18 protein-coding genes are annotated in these 23,576 nt (G+C 54.9%); 5 read left to right on the top strand and 13 right to left on the bottom strand.

Features of this window, described 5'->3' with window-relative positions; all coding sequences use genetic code 11:
• Window positions 1-10 precede the first annotated feature (10 nt).
• The 7 genes from rffG to trxA form a co-directional block, all read right to left on the bottom strand.
• A complete protein-coding gene (rffG, locus tag EE896_RS18380; RefSeq protein ID WP_140916071.1) occupies window positions 11-1,081 on the bottom strand; it encodes a dTDP-glucose 4,6-dehydratase in 1,071 nt (356 codons plus the stop codon).
• Entirely contained in the window at window positions 1,078-2,337 is a 1,260-nt protein-coding gene (wecC, locus tag EE896_RS18385) for a UDP-N-acetyl-D-mannosamine dehydrogenase (RefSeq protein ID WP_105100006.1), read from the bottom strand. Before wecC ends, rffG begins: the two co-directional genes overlap by 4 nt.
• Window positions 2,334-3,464: a non-hydrolyzing UDP-N-acetylglucosamine 2-epimerase gene (gene wecB, locus EE896_RS18390; RefSeq protein ID WP_008926425.1), complete on the bottom strand. Its 1,131-nt coding sequence runs from the start codon at window positions 3,462-3,464 to the stop codon at window positions 2,334-2,336. The genes wecC and wecB overlap by 4 nt, the downstream gene beginning before the upstream one ends.
• A 10-nt stretch (window positions 3,465-3,474) precedes the next feature.
• Window positions 3,475-4,524, bottom strand: coding sequence for an ECA polysaccharide chain length modulation protein (wzzE, locus tag EE896_RS18395; RefSeq protein ID WP_003851956.1), 1,050 nt, complete (start codon window positions 4,522-4,524; stop codon window positions 3,475-3,477).
• Window positions 4,525-4,554: 30 nt separating this feature from the next.
• Window positions 4,555-5,634: a UDP-N-acetylglucosamine--undecaprenyl-phosphate N-acetylglucosaminephosphotransferase gene (gene wecA / locus EE896_RS18400; protein WP_003851958.1), complete on the bottom strand. Its 1,080-nt coding sequence runs from the start codon at window positions 5,632-5,634 to the stop codon at window positions 4,555-4,557.
• A 280-nt stretch (window positions 5,635-5,914) separates the two neighbouring features.
• Window positions 5,915-7,174 (bottom strand): transcription termination factor Rho, encoded by a 1,260-nt coding sequence (gene rho, locus EE896_RS18405; RefSeq protein WP_003851960.1) that lies wholly within the window; start codon window positions 7,172-7,174, stop codon window positions 5,915-5,917.
• Between the two features lie 351 nt (window positions 7,175-7,525).
• A complete protein-coding gene (gene trxA, locus EE896_RS18410) occupies window positions 7,526-7,858 on the bottom strand; it encodes a thioredoxin TrxA (RefSeq protein ID WP_003851963.1) in 333 nt (110 codons plus the stop codon).
• Window positions 7,859-7,975: 117 nt separating this feature from the next.
• Between trxA and rhlB the strand changes: the two genes are divergently transcribed.
• Together rhlB and gppA are read left to right on the top strand one after the other, a co-directional pair.
• Complete coding sequence (rhlB, locus tag EE896_RS18415; protein WP_140916070.1) at window positions 7,976-9,268, top strand: ATP-dependent RNA helicase RhlB; 1,293 nt, start codon at window positions 7,976-7,978, stop codon at window positions 9,266-9,268.
• A gap of 6 nt (window positions 9,269-9,274) precedes the next feature.
• Window positions 9,275-10,759: a guanosine-5'-triphosphate,3'-diphosphate diphosphatase gene (gene gppA, locus EE896_RS18420; RefSeq protein WP_140916068.1), complete on the top strand. Its 1,485-nt coding sequence runs from the start codon at window positions 9,275-9,277 to the stop codon at window positions 10,757-10,759.
• A gap of 43 nt (window positions 10,760-10,802) precedes the next feature.
• Here the strand turns inward: gppA and rep are convergent, their stop codons facing one another.
• Window positions 10,803-12,824: a DNA helicase Rep gene (gene rep / locus EE896_RS18425; protein WP_003851968.1), complete on the bottom strand. Its 2,022-nt coding sequence runs from the start codon at window positions 12,822-12,824 to the stop codon at window positions 10,803-10,805.
• Between the two features lie 75 nt (window positions 12,825-12,899).
• On the opposite strand from rep, the gene ppiC reads away from it, so the two are divergent.
• On the top strand, window positions 12,900-13,181 hold the full coding sequence (gene ppiC / locus EE896_RS18430) for a peptidylprolyl isomerase PpiC (protein ID WP_008926423.1): 282 nt from the start codon (window positions 12,900-12,902) through the stop codon (window positions 13,179-13,181).
• On the opposite strand, the gene EE896_RS18435 is transcribed toward ppiC, so the two are convergent.
• Window positions 13,182-15,242, bottom strand: coding sequence for an AsmA family protein (locus EE896_RS18435; protein WP_003851971.1), 2,061 nt, complete (start codon window positions 15,240-15,242; stop codon window positions 13,182-13,184).
• Window positions 15,243-15,305: 63 nt separating this feature from the next.
• Window positions 15,306-16,079: a cyclic-guanylate-specific phosphodiesterase gene (pdeH, locus tag EE896_RS18440; RefSeq protein ID WP_008926422.1), complete on the bottom strand. Its 774-nt coding sequence runs from the start codon at window positions 16,077-16,079 to the stop codon at window positions 15,306-15,308.
• A 279-nt stretch (window positions 16,080-16,358) separates the two neighbouring features.
• Here pdeH and kdgK point away from each other — a divergent pair, with 279 nt between their 5' ends.
• Entirely contained in the window at window positions 16,359-17,291 is a 933-nt protein-coding gene (kdgK, locus tag EE896_RS18445) for a 2-dehydro-3-deoxygluconokinase (RefSeq protein WP_003851975.1), read from the top strand.
• A 96-nt stretch (window positions 17,292-17,387) separates the two neighbouring features.
• Here kdgK and msbA read toward each other — a convergent pair whose 3' ends face one another.
• Window positions 17,388-19,145, bottom strand: a complete 1,758-nt coding sequence (msbA, locus tag EE896_RS18450; protein WP_008926421.1) for a lipid A ABC transporter ATP-binding protein/permease MsbA — start codon at window positions 19,143-19,145, stop codon at window positions 17,388-17,390.
• 482 nt (window positions 19,146-19,627) lie between these two features.
• Here msbA and EE896_RS18455 point away from each other — a divergent pair, with 482 nt between their 5' ends.
• A complete protein-coding gene (locus EE896_RS18455) occupies window positions 19,628-20,500 on the top strand; it encodes an alpha/beta hydrolase (RefSeq protein ID WP_003851978.1) in 873 nt (290 codons plus the stop codon).
• Between the two features lie 2 nt (window positions 20,501-20,502).
• On the opposite strand, the gene EE896_RS18460 is transcribed toward EE896_RS18455, so the two are convergent.
• On the bottom strand, window positions 20,503-21,993 hold the full coding sequence (locus tag EE896_RS18460) for a M16 family metallopeptidase (protein ID WP_008926420.1): 1,491 nt from the start codon (window positions 21,991-21,993) through the stop codon (window positions 20,503-20,505).
• A gap of 246 nt (window positions 21,994-22,239) precedes the next feature.
• Complete coding sequence (locus EE896_RS18465; protein ID WP_003851983.1) at window positions 22,240-23,529, bottom strand: dicarboxylate/amino acid:cation symporter; 1,290 nt, start codon at window positions 23,527-23,529, stop codon at window positions 22,240-22,242.
• Window positions 23,530-23,576 lie beyond the last annotated feature (47 nt).

Consider the following 23,576-nt stretch of genomic DNA (forward strand, 5'->3'; position numbering starts at 1 on the left):
TTACGCGGGTTTATTGCGATAAGCCGAGGCGTTCACCCTGATAACGACCATCCAGAATGGCCTGCCACCAGGCGGGATTCGCCAGATACCATGCCACGGTTTTACGCATGCCGCTTTCAAAGGTTTCCTGTGGCACCCAGCCAAGTTCATGCGCAATTTTACTGGCATCAATGGCGTAGCGCTGATCGTGACCAGGGCGGTCAGCGACATAGGTAATCAGGTCGCGGTAATGCGCCAGCCCTGCGGGTTTCTGCTCTGCTGCCAGCTCTTCAAGAAGGCTGCAAATCGTCTCGACCACCTCAATATTGCGACGCTCGTTATGACCGCCAATATTATAGGTCTCGCCGGGCTTGCCATAGCTGACCACCTGGTAGAGTGCACGGGCATGATCTTCAACGTAGAGCCAGTCGCGAATCTGCTGCCCGTTACCGTAAACCGGCAAGGCCTTACCGGCCAGCGCATTGATGATGGTCAGCGGGATCAGCTTCTCCGGGAAATGGCACGGGCCGTAGTTGTTTGAGCAGTTGGTGACCAGCGTGGGCAGACCATAGGTTCGTAGCCAGGCACGCACCAGATGGTCGCTGCTGGCCTTGCTGGCGGCGTAAGGACTGCTTGGCGCATAAGGGGTGGTTTCGGTGAAATACGCCTGGCTGTCATGCAGATCGCCAAAGACTTCATCGGTCGAGATATGGTGGAACAGAAAGGCCCTTTTACGCGCGTCATCCAGCGTTTGCCAGTAAGAACGCGCAGCCTCCAGCAACTGCCAGGTCCCGACAATATTGGTTTCGATAAAAGCCGCCGGCCCGTCAATCGAGCGATCAACATGGCTTTCAGCGGCAAGATGCATCACGCAGTCGGCCTGATGACGGGCAAACACCTCATCAAGTGCCGTACGGTCACAGATATCGACCTGCTCAAAACAGAAGCGGTCCGAGTTGGCCACACTGGCGAGTGACGCCAGATTTCCCGCGTAGCTGAGTTTATCGACCACCACGACCTGATGTTCGGTTTCTGCGATCAGAAAGCGCACCAGAGCCGAACCGATAAAACCGGCACCGCCCGTGATCAAAAAGCGCTTCATCGCCACACGCCTTTGGTATCGACAATCCAGTTCTGCTGAACATCGGCGGCGTTAATCGCGCGGAAGGCACGGTGATCGACCAGCATCACCAGAATATCGGCCTGAGCCAGCGCCTGCTCGCAGGAGACCAGTTCGGCGTTATCAGCCAGCGAGTCCGCAAGCTGCTCGATGTGAGGTTCAACCACCCAGGTCTTGCCACTGTGCCACTCTGCAATTTTCTGGGTCACGCCCACGGCCGGGCTCTCGCGCAGGTCGTCAATGTCAGGTTTAAAGGCCAGACCAAAGCAGGCGATAGTGACCTCGCTGGCGCGCTTGCCGGTTTGAGTCAGGCAATCCGCCAGCGCGGTTTTCACCTGGTCCAGCACCCACTGCGGCTTGGCGTCATTCACCTCACGCGCGGTGCGGATCAGGCGTGCCAGTTCAGGATTCTGCGCCACAATAAACCAGGGATCGACGGCGATACAGTGACCCCCCACGCCGGGACCGGGTTGCAGAATATTGACGCGAGGATGACGATTCGCCAGCGCAATCAGTTCCCAGACGTTAATTCCCTGATCGGCACAAATCAGCGACAGCTCATTGGCAAAGGCGATATTCACATCACGGAAGCTGTTTTCCGTCAGCTTGCACATCTCGGCGGTGCGGGCGTTGGTCTCAACGCATTCACCTTTTAAAAACAGCCGGTAGAGGTCGCTGGCGCGGGCGGAACAGGCAGGCGTCATACCGCCAATCACCCGGTCGTTGTTAATCAGCTCAACCATTACCTTGCCAGGCAGTACGCGCTCCGGGCAGTAGGCGACAAAAATATCGGGCGTCTCACCGTGCTGCGGAAAGCGCAGATCAGGACGCGCCGCAGCCAGCCACTCGGCCATCTGTTCTGTACTGCCCACCGGTGAGGTGGACTCCAGAATCACCAGATCGCCCTTCTTCAGAACCGGTGCGATCGACTCCGCTGCGGCTTTCACAAAGCGCAGATCGGGCTGATATTCATCTTTGAACGGCGTCGGTACGGCGATCAGAAAAGCGTCAGCGGGTTCAGGCTGCGTGGTGGCGCGCAGGTCGCCACGCGTAACCGCCGCATGCACCACTTCATCTAAATCGGGTTCTACGATATGGATCGCGCCACGATTGATGGTTTCAACGGCACGCGCGTTGATATCCACGCCCACCACTTTTTTTCCCTTTGAGGCAAAAACGGCTGCCGTCGGCAGCCCAATGTATCCCAGTCCAATCACGGAGATGGTTTCAAAACTCATAATTCAGCTCTGTTATCTTTTAAGGCTTGTAAAATTCGGCCACAGGCTTTGCCATCGCCATACGGATTATGGGCATGACTCATCGCCTGCCAGGCATCGTCGTCGCTCAGCAATTCACTGACACTGGCCACGATCCTGTCGATATCCGTCCCTACCAGTTTAACGGTACCCGCATCAACCGCTTCCGGACGCTCGGTCGTGTCACGCATGACCAGCACCGGTTTACCCAGTGAAGGCGCTTCCTCCTGAATGCCGCCGGAATCGGTCAGAATCAGCCAGGCACGGTTCATCAGCCAGACAAAAGGCAGATACTCCTGCGGTTCAATCAGAATGATATTCTCAATGCCGCTGAGAATCCGGTTAACCGGCTCGCTGACATTCGGATTGAGGTGCACCGGATAGACGATCTGCGCCTCAGGATGCTGGCGGGCAATCTGCGCCAGCGCGCTGCAGATACGCTCAAAACCGCCGCCAAAGCTTTCACGCCGGTGACCGGTAACCAGCACCAGTTTCTTATCCGGGTCGATAAAGGGATAGCGCGCCGCTAATTGTGCATTCAGATTGCAGTCATCCAGCACCCGATCGCGAACCCACAGCAGCGCATCAATGACCGTATTGCCGGTGACAATGATGCGCGAATCGGGCAGGTTTTCCTGCAACAGGTTCTGACGCGAGCGGGTGGTAGGGGTGAAGTGCAGACGGGCAAGATGACCGGTGAGTTTGCGGTTGCCCTCTTCCGGCCACGGCGAAGCGAGATCGCCGGTACGCAGACCGGCTTCAACATGTCCGACCGGAATTTGCTGATAAAAGGCGGCCAGGCTCGCAGCCAGTGTTGTGGTGGTGTCACCATGCACCAGCACAATGTCTGGTTTGAAATCGAGCAGGACGGTTTTCATGCCCTCTAAAATGCGACAGGTAATCTCAGTCAGTCCCTGCTCAGGGCGCATAATATTAAGGTCATAATCCGGTTCGAGCTTAAACAGACGCAACACCTGATCGAGCATTTCGCGATGCTGTGCGGTGACGCACAGGCGCGATTCAAAAGCAGGATCCTGCGACAGCGCCTGAACCAGTGGCGCCATTTTAATCGCTTCGGGACGAGTACCAAATACGGTCAGAACTTTCACACTGTTTCTCTCACTCATGCGTGTCTGACATCAGACGCGGACGACGTGCCAGCGCCACTCCCGCGCCTGTTAATGCCCCAACGGCACCCCACATAATCATCATGAACAGACGTCGCGGACTGTCACGTGATACCGGCTCTTCCGGTGTGCGCAGATAACGGTAGGTCTGAAACTTGCTGTTCAGTTTTGGTCCGGCCTGCAGCGTGGTCAGCATTGCTCTGTTCTGATCATAGCTGATATCAAAGCTCGGCCCCGTTGCGCGCAGGGTATCCAGCTGGCCCTGTAAAACCGGCTGACCCAGCAGGAACAGATCGCTGTCTGCCAGATTCTCACCCACTTCGCGCGTCTGCTTCTCATTAATGCCCTGCTGGCTGGCGATCTTCAGCGCCTGCTCCAGCCGATGCTGCTGGCGCTGGAACACCGCGTTAGCCACATCTTCCTGACGTTTCACCTGCGCCTGCAGCTGATCGGTACGTACCCGCCAGGCACCTTTTAACTCATCGTTCAGATGACGCGCGGCGCGCTCACTGGCGTAGGCAATGTACTGACGCAGTAAATTATTGGCGTCACCTGCCGTTTCCGCTTTGAGTTTGACGTTATCGGGCAGGTTATGGGCCGCGTCAGCAGGCGTAAACAGGATATTGCCGATCATATCGTCGAGCAGCGCAGCATCGTTATGCGCATTGCCGGTTTTGCGGCTCTTGAAGTAATCCGTCTGTTGCCAGAACTCACGACGCGTATCCCACGACGCGAGTTGCATGATGAACTCCTGATAAACCTGATCCATCACTGTCGGTGACGGTGCTGACAGGGTTAAGGTGTTGCTGCGCGCATCCAGATTGGTCAGGAATTGCTGCTGCGAATAGTATGAACCCAGCATGTTCACCGTGGGACGATCGGTGATCGCGGTGGTGCTCCAGACCTGTTTCAGCAGCAGCGTGACCAGCCAGGCGACCAGAGCAAACAGCAGTGCCAGCCCGATGATCCAGCGTTTGCCACGCCATAAACGGCCGCTCAGGCCGCGAATATCCAGTTCGTTGTCCACAACGTCAGAAGGCATGGAAGAAGTATCCTTTAATCAGCATCGGGTTCATTTATTTTTTGCTTCGCGGTAATGGCTCAGGCGGCGCTTAATGCGCCGGATACGTCGCGCCACGCGCCACGCATGTTTCAGGCAGTAGCCGTAAACCATGAAAGCGCCAAGGAACAACAGCAGCATCACCCACTCCGGAATGAACGCCAGATATTCGCCCAGCACACCGATCCCGGCAAGGATGGCCGCAGCAACAGTTATCAGCACAAAGGCCTGACGTGAGGTGAAACCGGCGCGCATGATCAGATGGTGGATGTGCTGACGGTCAGCCGAGAACGGGCTCATGCCTTTACGCAGACGACGATACATAATCGCCACCATATCCATCAGCGGAATGGCAATAAGCCAGAGTGCGGTGACGGGGGTAATGGGATGGCTCAGGCCCTGCGTTGTTTCCAGCAGAATCCAGATAATGGTGAAACCGATCATGGTACTGCCGGCATCACCCATAAAGACTTTGAAGCGGCGGCCAAGGAAGCCAAGATTAAGCAGAATATAGGGCAGCGTGGCGGCAATCATCGCAAAACACCACATCGCAAGGCTGGTCTGGCCATCGAAGTAGAGGATGATTCCCATGGCGGCAAAGGTGACGGAGGAGAGGCCGCCCAGCAGACCATCGATGCCATCCACCATATTAAAGGCGTTGATTGCAGCCCAGACGGCAAACAGTGTCAGCACATAGCCAAAGGGGCCAACGATAAGCTCGAACGGACCGACGATAAAGCCCAGGCTGAGCAGATAAAGTTTTGCGCCAAACATCATCACCAGCGCGACAATGGCCTGCACGACCGCGCGAAATTTGACGCTGATATCGAAACGGTCATCCAGTGCGCCAACCAGCACCAGCACCCCTGCGCAGCCCAGATAGAGCATCGCGTGTGGCAGGTAATAGTTGGTAATGGCAAACGTAAAGCAGATACCTGCGAACACAGAAATGCCGCCCACCAACGGAATCGCGCCATGATGGCGTTTACGTGAGTTAGGCTTATCAACTAAACCAATTTTTTTAGCTGCTTTTCGAGCAAAAAAGAGGAAAGCCAGGGAAAAGAGAAAAATTAATCCAAGCTCAGTACTCATAGTGAGTAAATTCACGTTAAACGCTCTCAGCTAACATCCCGCACAACAATACGCGAAAAAACGCGCCGGTCGCTGTGTCGGATTCCGAATTCTGCATTAAGAGACAGACGAGCGGTCAAAAGTTCGCCATCACTACCACAGTCATTATAAATGCTCCTGCCAGTGTTCAATCCTATAGCTCACAAATGAAAAACGCCACGTTGAGACGTGGCGTAAGGTCGATTTTCTGCGCATCTGGACTAAAAAAGCCGAATCTGTGCTTCGGCCTGGCAATCCCGGATTAAGAACGCTTCATCATGTCGAAGAATTCATCATTGGTTTTGGTCATCGCCAGCTTGTTGATGAGGAACTCCATTGCGTCGATTTCGCCCATTGGGTGAATAATCTTACGCAGGATCCACATCTTCTGCAGCTCTTCCTGAGAGGTCAGCAGCTCTTCTTTACGCGTACCAGAGCGGTTGTAATCAATTGCCGGGAAGACGCGTTTTTCAGCAATTTTACGGGCGAGATGCAGTTCCATGTTACCGGTACCTTTAAACTCTTCGTAAATCACTTCGTCCATCTTCGAACCGGTATCAACCAGCGCGGTCGCGATGATGGTCAGGCTACCGCCCTCTTCCACGTTACGTGCAGCACCAAAGAAACGCTTTGGACGATGCAGGGCGTTGGCATCCACACCACCGGTCAGGACTTTACCTGAAGCAGGAACCACGGTGTTGTAGGCACGCGCCAGACGTGTGATTGAGTCGAGCAGGATGATGACATCTTTCTTGTGTTCAACCAGACGCTTGGCCTTTTCGATCACCATTTCAGCAACCTGAACGTGGCGTGAAGCTGGCTCATCGAAGGTTGAAGCGATAACTTCGCCTTTCACCAGACGCTGCATCTCGGTCACTTCTTCCGGACGCTCATCGATCAGCAGCACCATCAGCACGCAATCCGGGTAGTTATACGCCAGGCTCTGCGCGATATTCTGCAGCAGCATGGTTTTACCGGCTTTCGGCGGTGCCACAATCAGACCACGCTGACCACGACCGATCGGTGAAGCCAGATCGAGTACGCGTGCGGTTAAATCTTCCGTTGAGCCATTACCCCGCTCCATACGCAGACGTTTATTTGCGTGCAGCGGCGTGAGGTTTTCGAACAGAATCTTATTACGCGCGTTTTCCGGCTTGTCGTAGTTAACTTCGTTAACTTTCAGCAGCGCAAAATAACGTTCACCTTCTTTTGGTGGACGGATTTTGCCAGAGATGGTGTCACCCGTGCGGAGGTTAAAACGGCGGATTTGGCTGGGAGAAACGTAGATATCATCAGGGCCGGCGAGGTAGGAGCTGTCTCCGGAACGGAGGAATCCAAATCCATCCTGAAGGATCTCCAGCACGCCATCACCGAAGATGTCTTCGCCGCTTTTTGCGTGTTGCTTCAGGATTGAAAAGATAATGTCCTGCTTGCGCATACGAGCCTGGTTTTCCAGTCCCATATTTTCGCCGAGAGTAATCAGCTCAGCAACCGGCGTATTCTTTAATTCGGTAAGATTCATAGTGATGGGTTCTTAAACTCGGGGTAATACTCGGAATGTTTGTCGTGAGTGGTATGGCAATTAATCCATGCCGTTAATGGCTCTTTTCGGCTCTTCCCGACGATCATCGTATGAAATGGCGATCGGTATGCAAGAAGGTGTCCGAATGTGATGCCAGAGTTGGAGCTAACCGTAAGATTGCTGAACCGTTCTATCTTTGTAAGGTACAGGGCGACAGGGTTCAACAAGGGAAAACTTTAGATGCTAACTACAAGGTAAGTTCGTAATGCAGTAATGGTAACTTAGCACGCCTGAAAGTGAACGTCCAGCAGCAGGAGATAAATTCACCACTGCCAGACATTCAGTCCTGCATTACGCCAGATTGGCGTTCAGGAACTCTTTCAGCTGGCCTTTAGACAACGCGCCCACTTTGGTCGCGGCGACTTCGCCATTTTTAAACAGCAGCAGCGTCGGGATACCACGAATGCCATACTTCGGTGCCGTGCCTGGGTTATCGTCAATATTCAGCTTAGCGATGGTCAGCTTGCCATCATACTCTTCTGCAACTTCATCAAGGATTGGCGCGATCATTTTGCAAGGACCACACCATTCAGCCCAGAAATCTACCAGTGTAACGCCGTCGGCTTTCAGCACGTCGGTGTCGAAACTGTCATCAGTCAGATGAACGATTTTATCGCTGCTCATGTTTTACTCCACAAGATTATGCCTGGCGAATTGGCGTAAAATATACCAATGTTGGTTGACTTTATTTCATCGGATACGCTTTCGTAAAGCGATAGTAAGCTGATATTCTACCACACTATGAGCAAAACACACTTAACTGAACAGAAGTTTTCCGACTTCGCCCTGCACCCAAAAGTGGTGGAAGCCCTTGATAGTAAAGGCTTTCAATACTGCACGCCGATTCAGGCGTTAGCTCTGCCTTTTACGCTTTCAGGGCGTGATGTTGCAGGCCAGGCGCAAACCGGTACCGGCAAAACGATGGCGTTTCTGACGTCAACGTTTCATCATCTTCTCTCTCATCCTGCGGCGGAAGGCCGTCAGGTTAACCAGCCACGGGCATTAATTCTTGCGCCGACGCGTGAACTTGCTGTGCAGATTCATGCAGATGCCGAACCCCTTACCGCCTCAACCGGCCTGAAACTGGGTCTCGCCTATGGCGGAGACGGGTATGACAAACAGCTGAAAGTGCTTGAGCAGGGCGTTGATATTCTGGTGGCAACCACCGGTCGCCTGATCGACTACGCGAAACAGAATCACGTTAATCTCGGTGCTATTCAGGTTATGGTGCTGGACGAAGCCGATCGCATGTTCGATCTCGGCTTTATTAAAGATATTCGCTGGCTGTTCCGTCGCATGCCGCCGGCTACCCAACGTCTGAGCATGCTGTTCTCGGCCACCCTTTCTTATCGTGTCCGTGAACTGGCATTTGAGCACATGAACAGTGCTGAATATGTGGAAGTGGAACCGGAACAAAAAACCGGCCATCGCATTCAGGAAGAGCTTTTCTATCCGTCTAACGAAGAGAAAATGCGCCTGCTGCAGACCCTGCTGGAAGAAGAGTGGCCCGATCGCGCCATTATTTTTGCCAACACCAAGCACCGCTGTGAAGATGTCTGGGGCCACCTGGCTGCTGATGGACACCGCGTCGGCCTGCTGACCGGCGACGTTGCTCAGAAGAAGCGTCTGCGTATTCTGGATGACTTCACCAAAGGCGATGTAGATATTCTGGTCGCAACTGATGTTGCAGCTCGCGGCCTGCACATCCCGGCGGTAACCCACGTCTTTAACTACGATCTGCCAGACGACTGTGAAGATTATGTTCACCGTATTGGCCGTACCGGTCGTGCGGGCGCCAGCGGACACTCTATCAGCCTGGCCTGTGAAGAGTACGCGCTGAACCTGCCTTCGATTGAAGAGTACATTGGCCATAGCATCCCGGTCAGCAAGTACAGCAGTGAAGCGTTGTTAACTGATTTACCGCCGCCTAAGCGTCTGCAACGCAGTCGTTCCGGCAACGGCCCGCGTCGCGGGGGAAATAACGCCAATCGTCGCGGCGCGCCTCGCAACAACAACCGTAAACGTTCAGGTTAGGGCACCATGCTAAGCGCATCGTCACTTTATGCAGCGATTGATTTAGGATCTAACAGCTTTCATATGTTGGTGGTGCGCGAGGTATCTGGCAGTATTCAGACCATCGCAAAAATAAAGCGCAAGGTTCGCCTTGCTGCCGGCCTGGATAAAAATAACCTGCTGTCAGCCGATGCGATGTCGCGTGGCTGGCAATGCCTCAGACTCTTCTCTGAACAACTGCAGGATATTCCCCCCGATCAGATTCGCGTGGTGGCGACCGCCACCTTGCGTCTGGCTGCCAATGCGCAGACCTTTCTTGATACGGCTCAACAGATTCTCGGCTGTACTATCAATGTTATCAGCGGTGAAGAAGAGGCGCGCCTGATCTATCAGGGCGTGGCCCACACCACGGGCGGGTCCGACCAGCGTTTAGTGGTCGATATCGGCGGCGGCAGCACCGAGCTGGCCACCGGCGATGGCTCACATGCTTCGGTGTTGTTTAGTCTGTCGATGGGCTGTGTGACGTGGCTGGAGCGCTTCTTCAGCGATCGTCACCTGGCCAAAGAGAACTTTGATCAGGCCGAACTGGCGGCGCGAGAGATGATCCAGCCCGTGGCAGCGCAACTGCGTGAACAGGGCTGGCAGGCCTGTGTCGGGGCATCCGGCACGGTTCAGGCACTGCAGGAGATCATGGTGGCGCAGGGCATGGATGAGCGCATCACGCTGAATAAACTGCAGCAGTTGAAGCAGCGCGCTATTCAGTGCGGCAAACTGGAAGAGCTGGAAATCGAAGGGCTGACGCTGGAGCGGGCGCTGGTCTTCCCCAGTGGCCTGTCGATCCTGATCGCCATCTTCCAGGAACTCAGCATTGATAGCATGACACTGGCGGGCGGCGCACTGCGGGAAGGACTGGTCTACGGCATGCTGCATCTGCCTATTGACCGCGATATCCGCACCCGCACGCTGCACAACGTCCAGCGCCGTTTCAGCATCGATGTCGAACAGGCAGACCGCGTGCGTCAACTGGCAGAAAGTTTCTTCCGTCAGGTTTCTGCGCCGTGGAAGCTGGATCAGCGCTGCCGTGAGCTGTTGCTCAGCGCCTGCGCGATCCACGAAATCGGCCTGAGCGTCGACTTCCGTCATGCGCCACAGCACGCGGCGTATCTGGTCCGTCACTTCGACCTTCCCGGCTTCACACCGGCGCAGAAGAAGCTGCTGGCCTGTTTGCTGCAAAACCAGAGCGGCAGCATCGACCTGGCGTTGCTGACCCAGCAAAACGCCCTGCCGCCGCGTCTGGCGGAAAGGATGTGCCGTCTGCTGCGACTGGCGATTATTTTCTCCACCCGCCGTCGCGACGACACCCTGCCTGCTGTGCGGCTACAGGCAGACGACGATGCCCTGCATCTGACCCTGCCCGCAGGCTGGCTGGAAGCGCATCCGTTGCGCAGCGAACTGCTGGAGCAGGAAAGCCACTATCAGTCTTACGTCCACTGGTTGTTAACCCTGTCGTAATCGTACCCGTGTGAGGCGAAATGTCTTCGCCTCCTGCACCGATTTAACTCTTTTTCGCCTTATCCAGCATCGCTCTCAGACCGGCGACACGGCTCTGTCCGGTTTTCATCCGCTCTTCCGCGCTGACCACTTTGCGCTCGGTCTCCCATTGCAAATCGTCCTGCGGCAGCTCCAGCAGAAAACGGCTGGGTTCAGGCCGGATTAACTCGCCATATTGCCGGCGTTCACGACACAGGGTAAAGGTCAGCTCTTTCTGCGCCCTGGTGATCCCGACGTAAGCCAGCCGTCGCTCCTCTTCGATATTGTTCTCATCAATGCTGCTCTGATGCGGCAACAGCCCCTCTTCCATGCCCACCAGGAACACATAGGGGAACTCCAGTCCTTTAGAGGCGTGCAACGTCATCAGCTGTACCTGATCCAGCTCTTCATCACTTTCACCGCGTTCCATCATGTCGCGCAGAGTAAAGCGCGTTACCACCTGCGCCAGCGTCATCGGCTCATCAATATCAGTGCCTTCCAGCATTTCTGTCATCCACTGAAACAGCGTGTTGACGTTCTTCATCCGCATTTCGGCGGCTTTCGGACTGCCGGAGGTTTCGAACAGCCAGCTTTCGTAGTCGATGCCGCGGATCAAATCGCGCACCGCATTCACGGGTTCACGTTCAGTGAGCTGGATAATCTCATTCAGCCAGTGGGTGAAGCGCTGCAGATGCTCCAGACCACGGCCACTTAGCGTCTGCCCCAGGCCGACATCAAAACTGGCATTAAACAGGCTCTTGCTGCGCAGATTGGCCCACTCACCGAGCTTCTGCAGCGTAGCCGGGCCAATCTCACGGCGCGGCGTATTGACGATACGCAGGAACGCGCTGTCATCTTCAGGATTGGTCAGCACGCGCAAATAGGCGAGCAGATCTTTGATCTCGGGTCGCGAGAAGAACGAAGTGCCACCAGAGATGCGATAAGGGATGCGGTTCTGCATCAGAAACTTTTCAAAGGTCCGTGACTGATGATTGCCGCGATAGAGGATCGCGTAATCTTTATACTGCGTCCGGTTGATAAAGTGATGTGCGATCAGTTCGCCGGTCACCCGTTCCGCTTCATGCTCTTCGCTGTTAGCGGTCAGCACTTTCAGCTCACTGCCCTGCCCCAGTTCCGAAAACAATTTTTTTTCAAAGACGTGCGGGTTGTTAGCAATCAGGATATTCGCCGCCTTCAGGATGCGCTGCGAAGAGCGGTAGTTCTGCTCCAGCTTCACGACCTCCAGCGCAGGGAAGTCCTGATTCAGCAGCACCAGATTCTGCGGCCGCGCACCACGCCAGGAGTAGATGGACTGATCGTCATCGCCGACCACCGTGAAGCGCGCCCGTGCGCCAACCAGCAGTTTAACCAGCTCATACTGACTGGTGTTGGTGTCCTGATACTCATCCACCAGCAGATAGCGGATACGCTGCTGCCAGCGTTCACGCACCTCCTGATTACGCTGCAGCAGCAGCGTCGGCAGCAGAATCAGGTCATCGAAATCGAGCACGTTGCACGACTTAAGATGCTGGCTGTAAAGGGCATAGCAGTGAGCAAAAATATTATCCTGTTGCGAACGCGCCAGCGCGGCGGCACCCTGCGGATCGATCAGATCATTCTTCCAGTTCGAGATGGTGGAAATGAGTTGCTGTAACAGCGTCTTATCCTCTTCCAGCCACTCTTTGGTCAGCTCTTTCAGCAGCGCAAGCTGATCCTGATCGTCGAACAGGGAGAAGTTGGACTTCATGCCCAGCGCCGCGGTTTCGCGTTTGATGATCTCCAGTCCCAGCGTATGGAAGGTCGAAATCAGCAGGCCGCGCGCCTCTTTGCGGCCCAGGGTTTGCGCCACACGCTCTTTCATTTCGCGCGAGGCCTTATTGGTAAAGGTCACCGCAGCGATATGGCGCGCCTGATAGCCGCATTCACGAATCAGGTGGGCGATTTTATTGGTAATCACGCGGGTTTTGCCCGATCCCGCGCCCGCCAGCACCAGACAGGGACCGGTAACAAATTCGACGGCACGTTGTTGGCTGGGGTTTAAACGCATAGGAGAAATCGCCTGATTAGATCAAAAGAAAGGGGTTTATACTGGGCGGCAATTATACACAACCGAGATATCAACATGGCGAAAACCGCGGCGGCTTTACACATCCTCGTTAAAGAGGAAGCGCTGGCAAAAGAGATTCTGGCGAAACTGGCGAAAGGCGGCAATTTTCAGGAGCTGGCAAAGAAGCACTCAACCTGTCCTTCCGGCCGGAAGGGTGGCGATCTGGGCGAGTTCCGGCAGGGACAGATGGTACCGGCCTTTGATAAAGCGGTCTTTACCTGCCCGCTGCTGACGCCTTACGGGCCGGTAAAGACCGGCTTTGGTTATCACATTATCAAAGTGCTCTACCGCAACTAGTTACTTCTTCTGCTTCATCTGCTGCAGGACGGTGCTGCACTGGTTATCTTCGTTATCACTTGGAGAGATCAGTGCCAGCAGCGCCGCTGCAGGACCTACGACCGCGCCCAGCGCCACGGCAGCGGCACCACGCGCCAGCAGTGGCCCCGTTTTCACGCCCGCATCAGGATTTTTAAAGGTGCCGCGCACATAGAGCGGCGAGCGCAGCGTCACGATGCGAATGCCTTTACTCTCCGGATTCACCGACAAATCAAGCCGCTCGCTGGCGAAGTTTGCGTTGCCGGAGACATTGATAATCGCGTTCTCGGTGTCAAACACAAACAGGTTGGGCGTTGCCACACCATTCTGCAGTTTGAGATCGGTGGCGGCGCAGTTGATGCGCACCTGGTCATCGCCAAACAGTTTACCCACCACATAGTTACCGACATTGAGACCGGCAATTTCCATCAGGCTGCGGCTGATCAGACCGTCATTCATCAGCAGCTTAAGTTGCCCGTTACTGGTTCCCAGCAGGTCGGCCACTGAGTTACCGGTGCCGGTAAAGCTGGCATCGCCATTGAGCTGACCACGGCTGTTCTTCATCGCCTCCACCGTCGGGAAGAGCTGACGCAGTTGCAGCTTACGAACATGAAGGTCAACCCGACCGCGCATTGGCGAGTGGTCACCCTCCAGTCGGATAGTGCTGTTGAGATTGCCGCCCGCCACACCAAAGCGCAGCGGGTCCAGCAGCAGATCGCCGTTTTTCATCTGTAAGTGGGTATAGAGATCGCTTAACGGCAGTGAATTGCTGTGTTCGATCCGTTTGCCGCTGAACTTCACGTCGGCATCCATCACATCCCAGTTTTTGGTTTCGAATTTATCATGCGGCAGCACGCGGTCAGCAGGCTGGTTCGATTTCTCACCGCGACGCGCTTTAGCCTGCGCGGTTTTTTCACTGCCTTTACCGGAGTCCACGCCAATGAGTGGACCCAGATCGGCCATACGCAGTTGCTCAGAGGTCATTTCGCCGCTGAGCGTCGGGCGAGGTTTGACCTGGCTGTAGATCAGCGAGCCATGAATATCGCTGTCACCAATGTGACCATTGAATTTCTCATAGCGGTAGACCGCGCCCTTTTTACCATTGAATTTCGCTATCAGATGGCCGTCAGTTTCATAAGGCGGTGTGTCAGGCAACAGAACACCGGTCAGGCCATAAAGATTAGCCAGCGTATCGCCCGAGAAGCGTAGTCGCACGTTAAGCCCGCCGAGGTTCATTGGATCCTGCAAACCGCCAGTCACCTGAACCCGCGTGGTGCCGTTGCGCACATCGGCCTGAATCGGGAAGGGGGTGTTCTGGCTTCGCAATGACAGCATGCCCCCAATCTTGCCGTCGCCAGTGAGTTTCTCGTTGTTGTAGGTGCCGCTGGCCTGCCAGCCAAAGACAAAGTCGCCTGCGCCTTTCTGCTGGTCATCGCCTCCGGCGATCTGCGTATACGGCACCGGTTTGCCCAGTGGATTGACCTGTACCGTGACATCGGCGCGGTTAATGGCGTCGCGATAACGAATCTGGCCCTGATCAAACAGAATATTATCCAGACGGAAGGACCAGGCCGATGGCGCAGCATTCTTCTCATCCTTGTCGCTGTCAGCAAGGGTAAAGGTCCAGTTGTTCTTTTTATCGGCGGTCTGGATCAGTCGCGCATCGGGTCGCTGCAGCTTAATCCACGGGATGAACAGCTCTTTATGCAGTAACGACAGGGGTGACAGCGTGGCGTCTACACGCTGCAGATGCACCATGGTGACGTCAGAAATGTCAGGCGGGTTGCCCAGCATAATATCTTCCGCATGGATCTGCGGCCACGGCACCCAGCGCCGCCAGCCGGCCTCGTCGCGATTTCGTGCCCAGTCGATGCCCAGATCCCCGCGTATCGCAAAGGGACGGTTTAATTCTGTTGAGACTTTCTGATTAATGGTGGGCTTCAGGCGGTTCCAGTCAAAGGTAGCGATCACAACGATAATCACCACAATCAACAGCACCAGAATACCTGCTACCCAGCTGACGATTTTCCCGGTACGCGACATTACGCTTTCTCCTTGCACATTCACGGTCTGCGTTAAAGATAGTCGAGACCACGAGCAACGGCATCAGGGAAGCTGGAGAGTGAGGTGATTCAATTCAGAAAAGGGGACGGGACGCGAAAAGTAATAGCCCTGTGCAGCAATCGCAGGCGACGCTTTGACCTGCTGCCACTGCGCTTCCGTTTCCACCCCTTCAACAATGACACCGTTACAGTAACGATTAATCAGTGCAAGCAGCATCGAAAAGAGACTCCGCCCTTCATCCGTCGTGCCCAGCATAATAAACAGGTCGCGCGACAGCTTGATGTAATCATATTTCAGTTCAGTCAGCGCTGAGAAATTTGCCATACCTGAACCAAAATCATCCAGCCACAGCGGCCCCAGTTCCGGTATTTTCGCCACTTTCTCCTCCTGCGGCAGCGCCTGATGCTCGGTGAGCTCAAACCGTATCCAGGGCAGCTGGGCAATCAGGCGGCGAATGGCGGGTCGTTGCTGAATGGCGAGCAGTGAAGGACCGTCTATGTTGACCGAAGCGACCACATCACTGCGCTTAAAAAATGCGCTCCATTCTGCCAGCAGTTCAAGCTGCTCATGCACGACATCCAGGCGCCGGGCGATATCGAGTCCGGCAAACCAGGCTTCAGGCGAAAGATTCCGTTCCGGTTCAGAAGGATGCGACACGGCGGTCAGGAGTTCAATGGCAAGTAATTGACCGGTAACCCGGTAGATGGGCTGAAACCGATAGCGTCGATGACATTGTTGCCAGAAGAGCGGGGTTTCCGGGTGGAGTTTAAGGTCGTTTGAAGACGGCAGCCATTGGCTAATACTCTCCATCACCATGCTATTTCCCTGAGTGGTAACAAGTCCCCAAAATGGATGACTGAGCGATTATCAAAAGTGCCTGTGATATTAAGATGAACGGCATGGCAATATAAAACGGCGAGTTTATCAGCCGTCTCGCTAACATAATCGGCTAAACAAGCCGACGTTAGCCGCGTTTATCTGCCAGATCGAGGCTGTTTCATGCCTTAAGTTAAATTAAAACGGCGTTTTAAAATCATTGACGTCTGCCATACCAGACGCGAGACTAGGACGATATTTCACTACAGGTCTGAAACCATGACGCACAAGAAAATCGCCATTATTGGCGAATGCATGATTGAGCTGTCCGAAAAGGGTGAGAACATCAAACGGGGCTTTGGCGGCGATACGCTTAACACGGCAGTTTATCTCGCCCGCCAGGTCGATGAGCAGCAGTTGCGGGTCGATTATGTCACTGCGCTGGGAACAGATTCGTTCAGCGATCAGATGATCGCCGCCTGGCAGCAGGAGAAGGTGAATACGGACCTGATCCAGCGCCTCGATAATAAGATGCCGGGCCTGTATGTGATTGAAACGGATGCCGATGGCGAGCGTACTTTCTGGTACTGGCGCAGCGATGCTGCGGCGCGTTACTGGCTTGATAGCCCGCAATCTGAGGAGATAGCCGGGCAATTGTCGCACTACGATTATCTCTATCTCAGCGGCATCAGTCTGGCTATTCTGCCGCCGTCCAGCCGTGAGAAGCTAATGACGCTACTGGCCCGTTGCCGGGCAAATGGCGGCAAGGTGATTTTTGATAATAACTACCGCCCGCGTTTATGGGCCGATCGCGCCAGTGCGCAGGCTGCATATCGCGCCATGCTGAACTGTACCGATATCGCCTTCCTGACACTGGATGATGAGCATCTGCTGTGGGGCGAAGCGCCGCTGGAAGAGGTTATCGCACGAACCCGTCAGGCGGGCGCCAGCGAAATCGTGATTAAGCGCGGTGCCGACTCCTGTCTGGTGGTCACCGGCGATGCGCCGCTGATTGATGTGCCTGCGGTGCGTCTGGCGAAAGAGAAAGTGATCGATACGACTGCTGCCGGTGATTCATTCAGTGCCGGGTATCTGGCGCGCCGTCTGACCGGGGCTTCTGCGGAGGAAGCCGCGCAGCGTGGGCATCTGACAGCCAGTATCGTGATTCAGCATCGCGGCGCGATAATTCCGGCAGAGGCGATGCCTGAATGATGCTGTAGCCGTTAGCGTCGTGAAGATGGACTGCGAATGCAGATGACGAAAAATGCGCCCGGAGGCGCATTTTTTAGCTTCTGGCATTCACACCTCTTACGCACACAGCGGCTGACTGAACTGCATCTTATAGAGCCGTGTATACGCGCCGTTCTTCTGCAGGAGCTGCTGATGCGAGCCGCGCTCCACAATCCTCCCCTCCTCTACCAGCAGAATTTCATCGGCCTTTTCAATGGTCGAAAGCCGGTGAGCGATGATCAGCGTGGTCCGGTTCTGCTGCAGCGTCTCCAGCGCAGACTGAATGGCGCGTTCAGATTCGGTATCCAGCGCCGAGGTCGCCTCGTCGAGGATCAGAATTGGACTGTCGCGCAGCAGGGCGCGGGCAATCGCGATGCGCTGGCGCTGCCCACCCGACAACAGCACCCCGTTCTCCCCAATCACTGTATCCAGTCCGTTATCCATTTTATTAATGAATTCCATAGCATGGGCCATCTGTGCCGCCTTTTCGATTGCTTCACGGCTGAAGACGTCGGTACGGGCATAAGCGATGTTGTTGGCGACCGTGTCGTTGAAGAGGTGAACGTGCTGAGAGACCAGTGCCACCTGCTCACGCAGCGAGGCCAGGGTGTAGTCACGCAGCGCATGACCATCCAGCAAAATCTCTCCGCTGTCGATGTCGTAAAAGCGTGTCAGCAGGCTGGCGAGAGTCGATTTACCCGAACCGGAACGGCCCACCAGCGCCACAGTTTTACCGGCGGGAATGGTCAGGTTAATATGCTCCAGCGCGGGCGTTTCCGATCCCGGATAGGTAAAGGTGACATCGCGAAATTCTATATTGCCGGTCGCGCGTTCAACCACGTATGTTCCTTCATCTTTTTCCTGTTCAGTATCCAGGATGGCAAACAGTGTCTGACAGGCAGCCATACCGCGCTGGAACTGGGCGTTAACGTTAGTCAGTGACTTTAACGGACGCATCAGCATCAGCATGGCGGAAAACACCGCACTGATAGAACCCGCCGTCAGTGTGGCCATCACAGAGGGAAAACTCGCCGCATAGAGCACAAAGGCGAGCGCAGAGGAGGCGAGCAGCTGAATAATGGGATCGGAGAGCGAGGTCGCTGAGACCATTTTCATCCCCTGACGACGCATGTTGTTGCTGACCTGTTCGAAGCGGGTCGTCTCGACCTGCTGGCCGCCGAACATCAGTACCTCTTTATGACCTTTCAGCATCTGCTCTGCATGAGACGTTACCTGCCCCATTGTGTTCTGCATGTTCTTGCTGATACCGCGAAAGCGCCTGGAGACGATGCGAATCGCCAGCGACACAATGGGTGCCAGCACCAGCAGGATCAGGGAAAGCTGCCAGCTGTAGTAGAACATCATCACAAACAGGCCAAGAATAGAGGCTCCCTCACGGACCACCGTCACCAGCGAACCGGACGAAGAGGAGGCGACCTGTTCGCAGTCGTAGCTGATACGGGAGAGCAACGTGCCGGTTGATTGCTGATCAAAAAAAGCCACCGGCATGCCCATCATATGGCTGAACAGTCGACAACGCAGGGCCATGACCACTTTGCCTGACACCCAGGAGATACAGTAACTGGAGATATAGCCGCTCACACCGCGGACCAGGATCAGCCCGATAATCACCAGCGGCATCCAGATCAGAATGCCGTGGTTATTCCTGCCAATCACATCGTCAAGCAGCGTCTTCAGCAACGTCAGCATCAATGGATCGATTGCTGCGTTGACGATCAGGGCGACACCCGCAACCACCAGCCCCAGTCTGAAGGGAGAAATCGTCGGCCACAAACGAGAGAAGGTTTGCCGGGTAGAGAGATCGTTATCAAACATGGAATTCATCTTACCGTTGTGAATGAACGGCTGATGTTATGTTAAACCTCATCAACCAACAGGAAACTGCCCGACGCTGAACATTCCCAAATGAGACTGGCACTTAAGCCCCTGCAGCGAAGTGAACGTGATTCTGGCGGTAAAATCATTATGCTGTCTGAACAGCACACAGCGTGATATCCGGTAAATTTTGGCTAACAAAGCGAGCCATGCCAGCCATTTACCTTAAGCTGCAAATTCGTGGTTAATAGCGGACTTCCAGCGGCATCCCTCTTCAATCCGCCTTATAATTTATTGATTAAAATTAATCATTTATATAAATAGATCCACCACCAGGCATAGTCCGAATCTGGTCAGATTTGCCCTTTTCGGATGGACGACTGCCTGAAAAAAGACCATCTTTTAATCAAAAGACAGCAGGACGCTGTTCTCTCCGGCCGCGAACAAAACAATTAAAATATTCCCCGCATCAGGATCTATTTATGCACACAGAAATTATTAATATCTGGCCACACGGTGATGCGCCAGGCGCCAGCGATTCGCGCGCAGAGCCGCAGATCGTCGATATGGCAAAAGAGTATGAGCCTTACGATCGCGCAGCGACCGGCGTACGTTGCCCGGAGATGGCGATCTGGCATCCGGTCGAATCAAACGGGATTACCCTGCTGGTTGCACCGGGCGGTGGCTATCAGCGCGTGATGATCGATCGTGAAGGCAGCGCCCTGGCCACCTTCTTTACATCGATGGGTTACACCCTGGCGGTCATGACCTATCGCCTGCCCTATGATGGACATCATGAAGGTCCCGACGCGCCATTGGCCGATGCGCAGCGTGCGGTTCGCGTCCTGCGTGAACGGGCACAGCGTGGCCTGAACGGTAAATACATTGTGATGATGGGCTTTTCGGCGGGCGGCCACGTGGCAGCCAGTCTGGGAACGCGTTTCGCAGAGAAACTCTATCCGGTGCAGGATGGCGCAGAAAACTTCTCGCCGCGTCCGGATGCGATGGTGCTGGTTTATCCGCTGATCAGCATGCGTGATGGCATTGCCCATGAGGGTGCCAGAACCCGCCTGCTGGGTGCGTGGCCGGATCAGAAAACCATTGAAGCCTATTCAATGGAAACCCGTGTTCATCCGCTGGTGCCACCGACACTGTTGATCCACGCCGCCGACGATGATGATGTCTCGGTGAATCACAGCATGGCGTTTTTTGGCGCGCTGCGTGAGCATAAGGTGCCGGCAGAGGTGCATTTCTATCAGAAAGGCGGGCACGGATTTGGTATCCGTGGCGTAGCAGATTTGCCCCTCGCCAGCTGGCCGATGTTAGTGACCGAGTGGCTCAGGGCAAAAACCTGACGTTAAGCGGCGGGCGGAACGTCTTTGACGTTGCTATCCGGCGGGCTGGCTTCATTGCTGGTCGCCGGTGCCGTTGCCGGTGACATTACTTTGTCCCAGCTCTCCTGCAGGCTCTTCACGTTAGTTTCCGCTTCGCCTTCCGGCTGAATCAGAACCATCATCAGTTCCTGCGTCAGCTGCTGGCGCAGCTCCTGGTTCAACTGTTCACGGGTCAGGCCGGCCAGGAAAGTCTGACGCAGCTTCTGATACTGCTCAGGCGCAATATCGACCACGGCGTTCTGCTGAGATCGCAGGCGCTGGCTCATCAGCACATCGGTATCGGTGCGGGCATAGGTAGTAAAGAGCTTATTCAGCTCCAGCAGCTTCTGCGCCATCAGCGCATCAAACTCCTCCTGCGGAATGCCTTTATCACGCACGTTCGCCAGCTCGCGCGCCACCAGATTCATATTCTGCGCCAGATTGTCGTTGCGCCCGTCCATGTTGATCGAGCACTGCGCACGCTGATAGAGCACGCGGCAATCAAATCCTACCTGGATGCCCTGCGCCTTGCTGTCGCTGAGTGCACGCTGGACATGCCAGAACAGCGCTTCACGGGCCAGGTCGCCCTGCCAGTAACGTTGCAGATTCTGGGAGTCCCGAATCGGTTGCCACGGCGTATCCCACACCAGTGAGAGACGATCCTGCGTCATGTTGCTGCTCACCAGATTCACCGGCTCGTGCGGCAGCGGCGACAGGGTGGGCAGAGGTGCAGGCGTTTCACGTTTCCCGGTTAGCGCCGAGAAGGTTTTGTTGATCTGCTCAGAAAGGTTCCGGCTATCAACATTGCCAACAACGTAGAGCGTCATCGCATCAGGGGTGTACCACTGATGATAAAAATCGTTGAGCTGGGTTAAATCGACGGGTGCGCGCGGCTGCGCGGCGGGATCGTGCGCCAGCAGCGCAGAGCCCTTCAGGCGGTAGCGCCACCAGACATCCTGCGAATCTTTCGGCCAGGTCGCCACCGGATCGGAGGCGGCCAGCGCAGTGTTGACCACCTGTTCGGTGATAGCCATATTGCCCGCCGTGGCCGCCAGCCAGTTCAGTGCTTCTTTCAGCAGTTCGGGACGGTTATTCGGCAGACTCAGATTATATTGGGTGGAGTCATAGGAGGTAATGACAGGCGGCAGCGGACGCTGTGGATCCATCGCCTGTTGCCATAGCGCGCGTTGCTGGTTGTTATCAAGCGCGGTGTTATGCACCATCGCCAGGCGCGACAGCAGATGACTGAAGCCCGTCTGTTGCGCACTCTCTACCAGCGAACCGGTATTCACCACCAGCCGCAGTTCAATGCGGTCGCTGGGGCGTTGCGGTGTGGCCAGTAACTGCCAGTTAAATCCATTATCCAGCTTGCCTTCCTGCCAGGCCGGATCCGGTTGCAGCGTTTCTGCCTGGAGACCAAAGCTGCTTGCCAGCACTAATCCACCAACCAAAAGCCGAATTCTGGTGCCCTGCATGTGAACCCCTACTCAAATAATTCAAATATTGTTATCACTGGCGCATATTGCCGCTGTTATTAACGAATCGGCTGGCGCCGAATCGCGCTGTTATCCAACAACAAAGTGTTTGACCACAGGAAGCTCAGGATGTCGCGTAACGAAGTGAAAAACGTCAAAAAAAACAAGTGGGGTTTATTATGCAAATGCCCGCTGTCAGGGCAAGCGACAGCGGGCATTTGTGGGGATTTAAGTTAAATTCAATGATTAAATTGAAGATTCAGTCGCTTTATTCTCTTTATTTCGGCCTGCCAGCGTATCGGTCAGCTGTTTATGATCCAGCTGGTCGACCCATTTCGCCACCACCACGGTCGCTACACCGTTACCAATCAGGTTAGTCAGCGCACGGGCTTCGGACATAAAGCGGTCAATACCGAGAATCAACGCCAGACCCGCCACTGGCAGATGGCCCACCGCAGAGAGCGTCGCCGCCAGCACGATGAATCCACTACCGGTTACCCCCGCCGCACCTTTGGAAGAGAGCAGCAGCACCACCAGCAGCGTAATCTGATGGAAGATATCCATGTGCGCATTGGTCGCCTGAGCAATAAATACCGCCGCCATGGTCAGGTAAATCGAGGTGCCGTCCAGGTTAAAGGAATAGCCGGTGGGAATCACCAGCCCGACCACCGATTTCTTGCAGCCCAGCTTCTCCATCTTATCCAGCATGCGCGGCAGCGCAGATTCGGAAGAGGAAGTCCCCAGCACAATCAGCAGCTCTTCTTTTATGTAGGCGATAAACTTGAAGATGCTGAACCCGGCAAACAGACGCGCAATCAGCCCCAGCACAATCACCACAAACAGAATACAGGTGATATAGAAACAGATAATCAGCTGGCCGAGTTGCACCAGTGAACCCACGCCATATTTACCGATGGTGAACGCCATTGCGCCAAATGCCCCTATCGGTGCCAGGCGCATGATCATATTGATAATGCCGAAAATCACTTTTGAGAAATTTTCAATCACGTTGAAAATCAGCGTGCCGGTGTTACCCAGACGATGCAGGGCAAAACCAAACAGAATGGCAAACAGCAGTACCTGCAGAATGTTGCCGCTGGCAAAGGCGCCAATCACGCTGTTGGGGATAATATCCAGCAGGAAAGCGACGACACCCTGTTGCTCTGCCTGCTGCGCGTACATCGCCACAGCTTTGGCATCCAGCGTGGCAGGATCAACGTTCATCCCGGCACCTGGCTGCACCACGTTCACCACGATCAGGCCGATAAGCAGCGCGATGGTGCTGACAATTTCAAAATAGAGCAGCGCAACCGCACCGGTCCGTCCTACCGCTTTCATGCTTTCCATGCCAGCGATGCCGGTCACCACGGTACAGAAAATGACCGGGGCGATAATCATCTTGATTAACTTAACAAAGGCATCTCCCAGCGGCTTCATCTGGGTCCCTAACTCCGGGTAAAAATGGCCTAACAAAACGCCGATGCCAATCGCCATCAGCACCTGGAAATAAAGGCTTTTAAAAAGTGAGGTTTTCATAAACAGGTGTCCACTAACGCCGTGAGGTGATGTTGTCGGATTCGTTA

Origin of the sequence: Pantoea eucalypti (genome assembly GCF_009646115.1) — a bacterium.
GTDB lineage: Bacteria > Pseudomonadota > Gammaproteobacteria > Enterobacterales > Enterobacteriaceae > Pantoea > Pantoea eucalypti.

Bases quoted from the DNA above. Each gene is read 5' to 3' on its own strand.
- rffG (WP_140916071.1), bottom strand. From the start codon at position 1,081: ATGAAGCGCTTTTTGATCACGGGCGGTGCCGGTTTTATCGGTTCGGCT.
- wecC (WP_105100006.1), bottom strand. From the start codon at position 2,337: ATGAGTTTTGAAACCATCTCCGTGATTGGACTGGGATACATTGGGCTG.
- wzzE (WP_003851956.1), bottom strand. From the start codon at position 4,524: ATGCCTTCTGACGTTGTGGACAACGAACTGGATATTCGCGGCCTGAGC.
- wecA (WP_003851958.1), bottom strand. From the start codon at position 5,634: ATGAGTACTGAGCTTGGATTAATTTTTCTCTTTTCCCTGGCTTTCCTC.
- rho (WP_003851960.1), bottom strand. From the start codon at position 7,174: ATGAATCTTACCGAATTAAAGAATACGCCGGTTGCTGAGCTGATTACT.
- trxA (WP_003851963.1), bottom strand. From the start codon at position 7,858: ATGAGCAGCGATAAAATCGTTCATCTGACTGATGACAGTTTCGACACC.
- rhlB (WP_140916070.1), top strand. From the start codon at position 7,976: ATGAGCAAAACACACTTAACTGAACAGAAGTTTTCCGACTTCGCCCTG.
- gppA (WP_140916068.1), top strand. From the start codon at position 9,275: ATGCTAAGCGCATCGTCACTTTATGCAGCGATTGATTTAGGATCTAAC.
- rep (WP_003851968.1), bottom strand. From the start codon at position 12,824: ATGCGTTTAAACCCCAGCCAACAACGTGCCGTCGAATTTGTTACCGGT.
- ppiC (WP_008926423.1), top strand. From the start codon at position 12,900: ATGGCGAAAACCGCGGCGGCTTTACACATCCTCGTTAAAGAGGAAGCG.
- EE896_RS18435 (WP_003851971.1), bottom strand. From the start codon at position 15,242: ATGTCGCGTACCGGGAAAATCGTCAGCTGGGTAGCAGGTATTCTGGTG.
- pdeH (WP_008926422.1), bottom strand. From the start codon at position 16,079: ATGGTGATGGAGAGTATTAGCCAATGGCTGCCGTCTTCAAACGACCTT.
- kdgK (WP_003851975.1), top strand. From the start codon at position 16,359: ATGACGCACAAGAAAATCGCCATTATTGGCGAATGCATGATTGAGCTG.
- msbA (WP_008926421.1), bottom strand. From the start codon at position 19,145: ATGTTTGATAACGATCTCTCTACCCGGCAAACCTTCTCTCGTTTGTGG.
- EE896_RS18455 (WP_003851978.1), top strand. From the start codon at position 19,628: ATGCACACAGAAATTATTAATATCTGGCCACACGGTGATGCGCCAGGC.
- EE896_RS18460 (WP_008926420.1), bottom strand. From the start codon at position 21,993: ATGCAGGGCACCAGAATTCGGCTTTTGGTTGGTGGATTAGTGCTGGCA.
- EE896_RS18465 (WP_003851983.1), bottom strand. From the start codon at position 23,529: ATGAAAACCTCACTTTTTAAAAGCCTTTATTTCCAGGTGCTGATGGCG.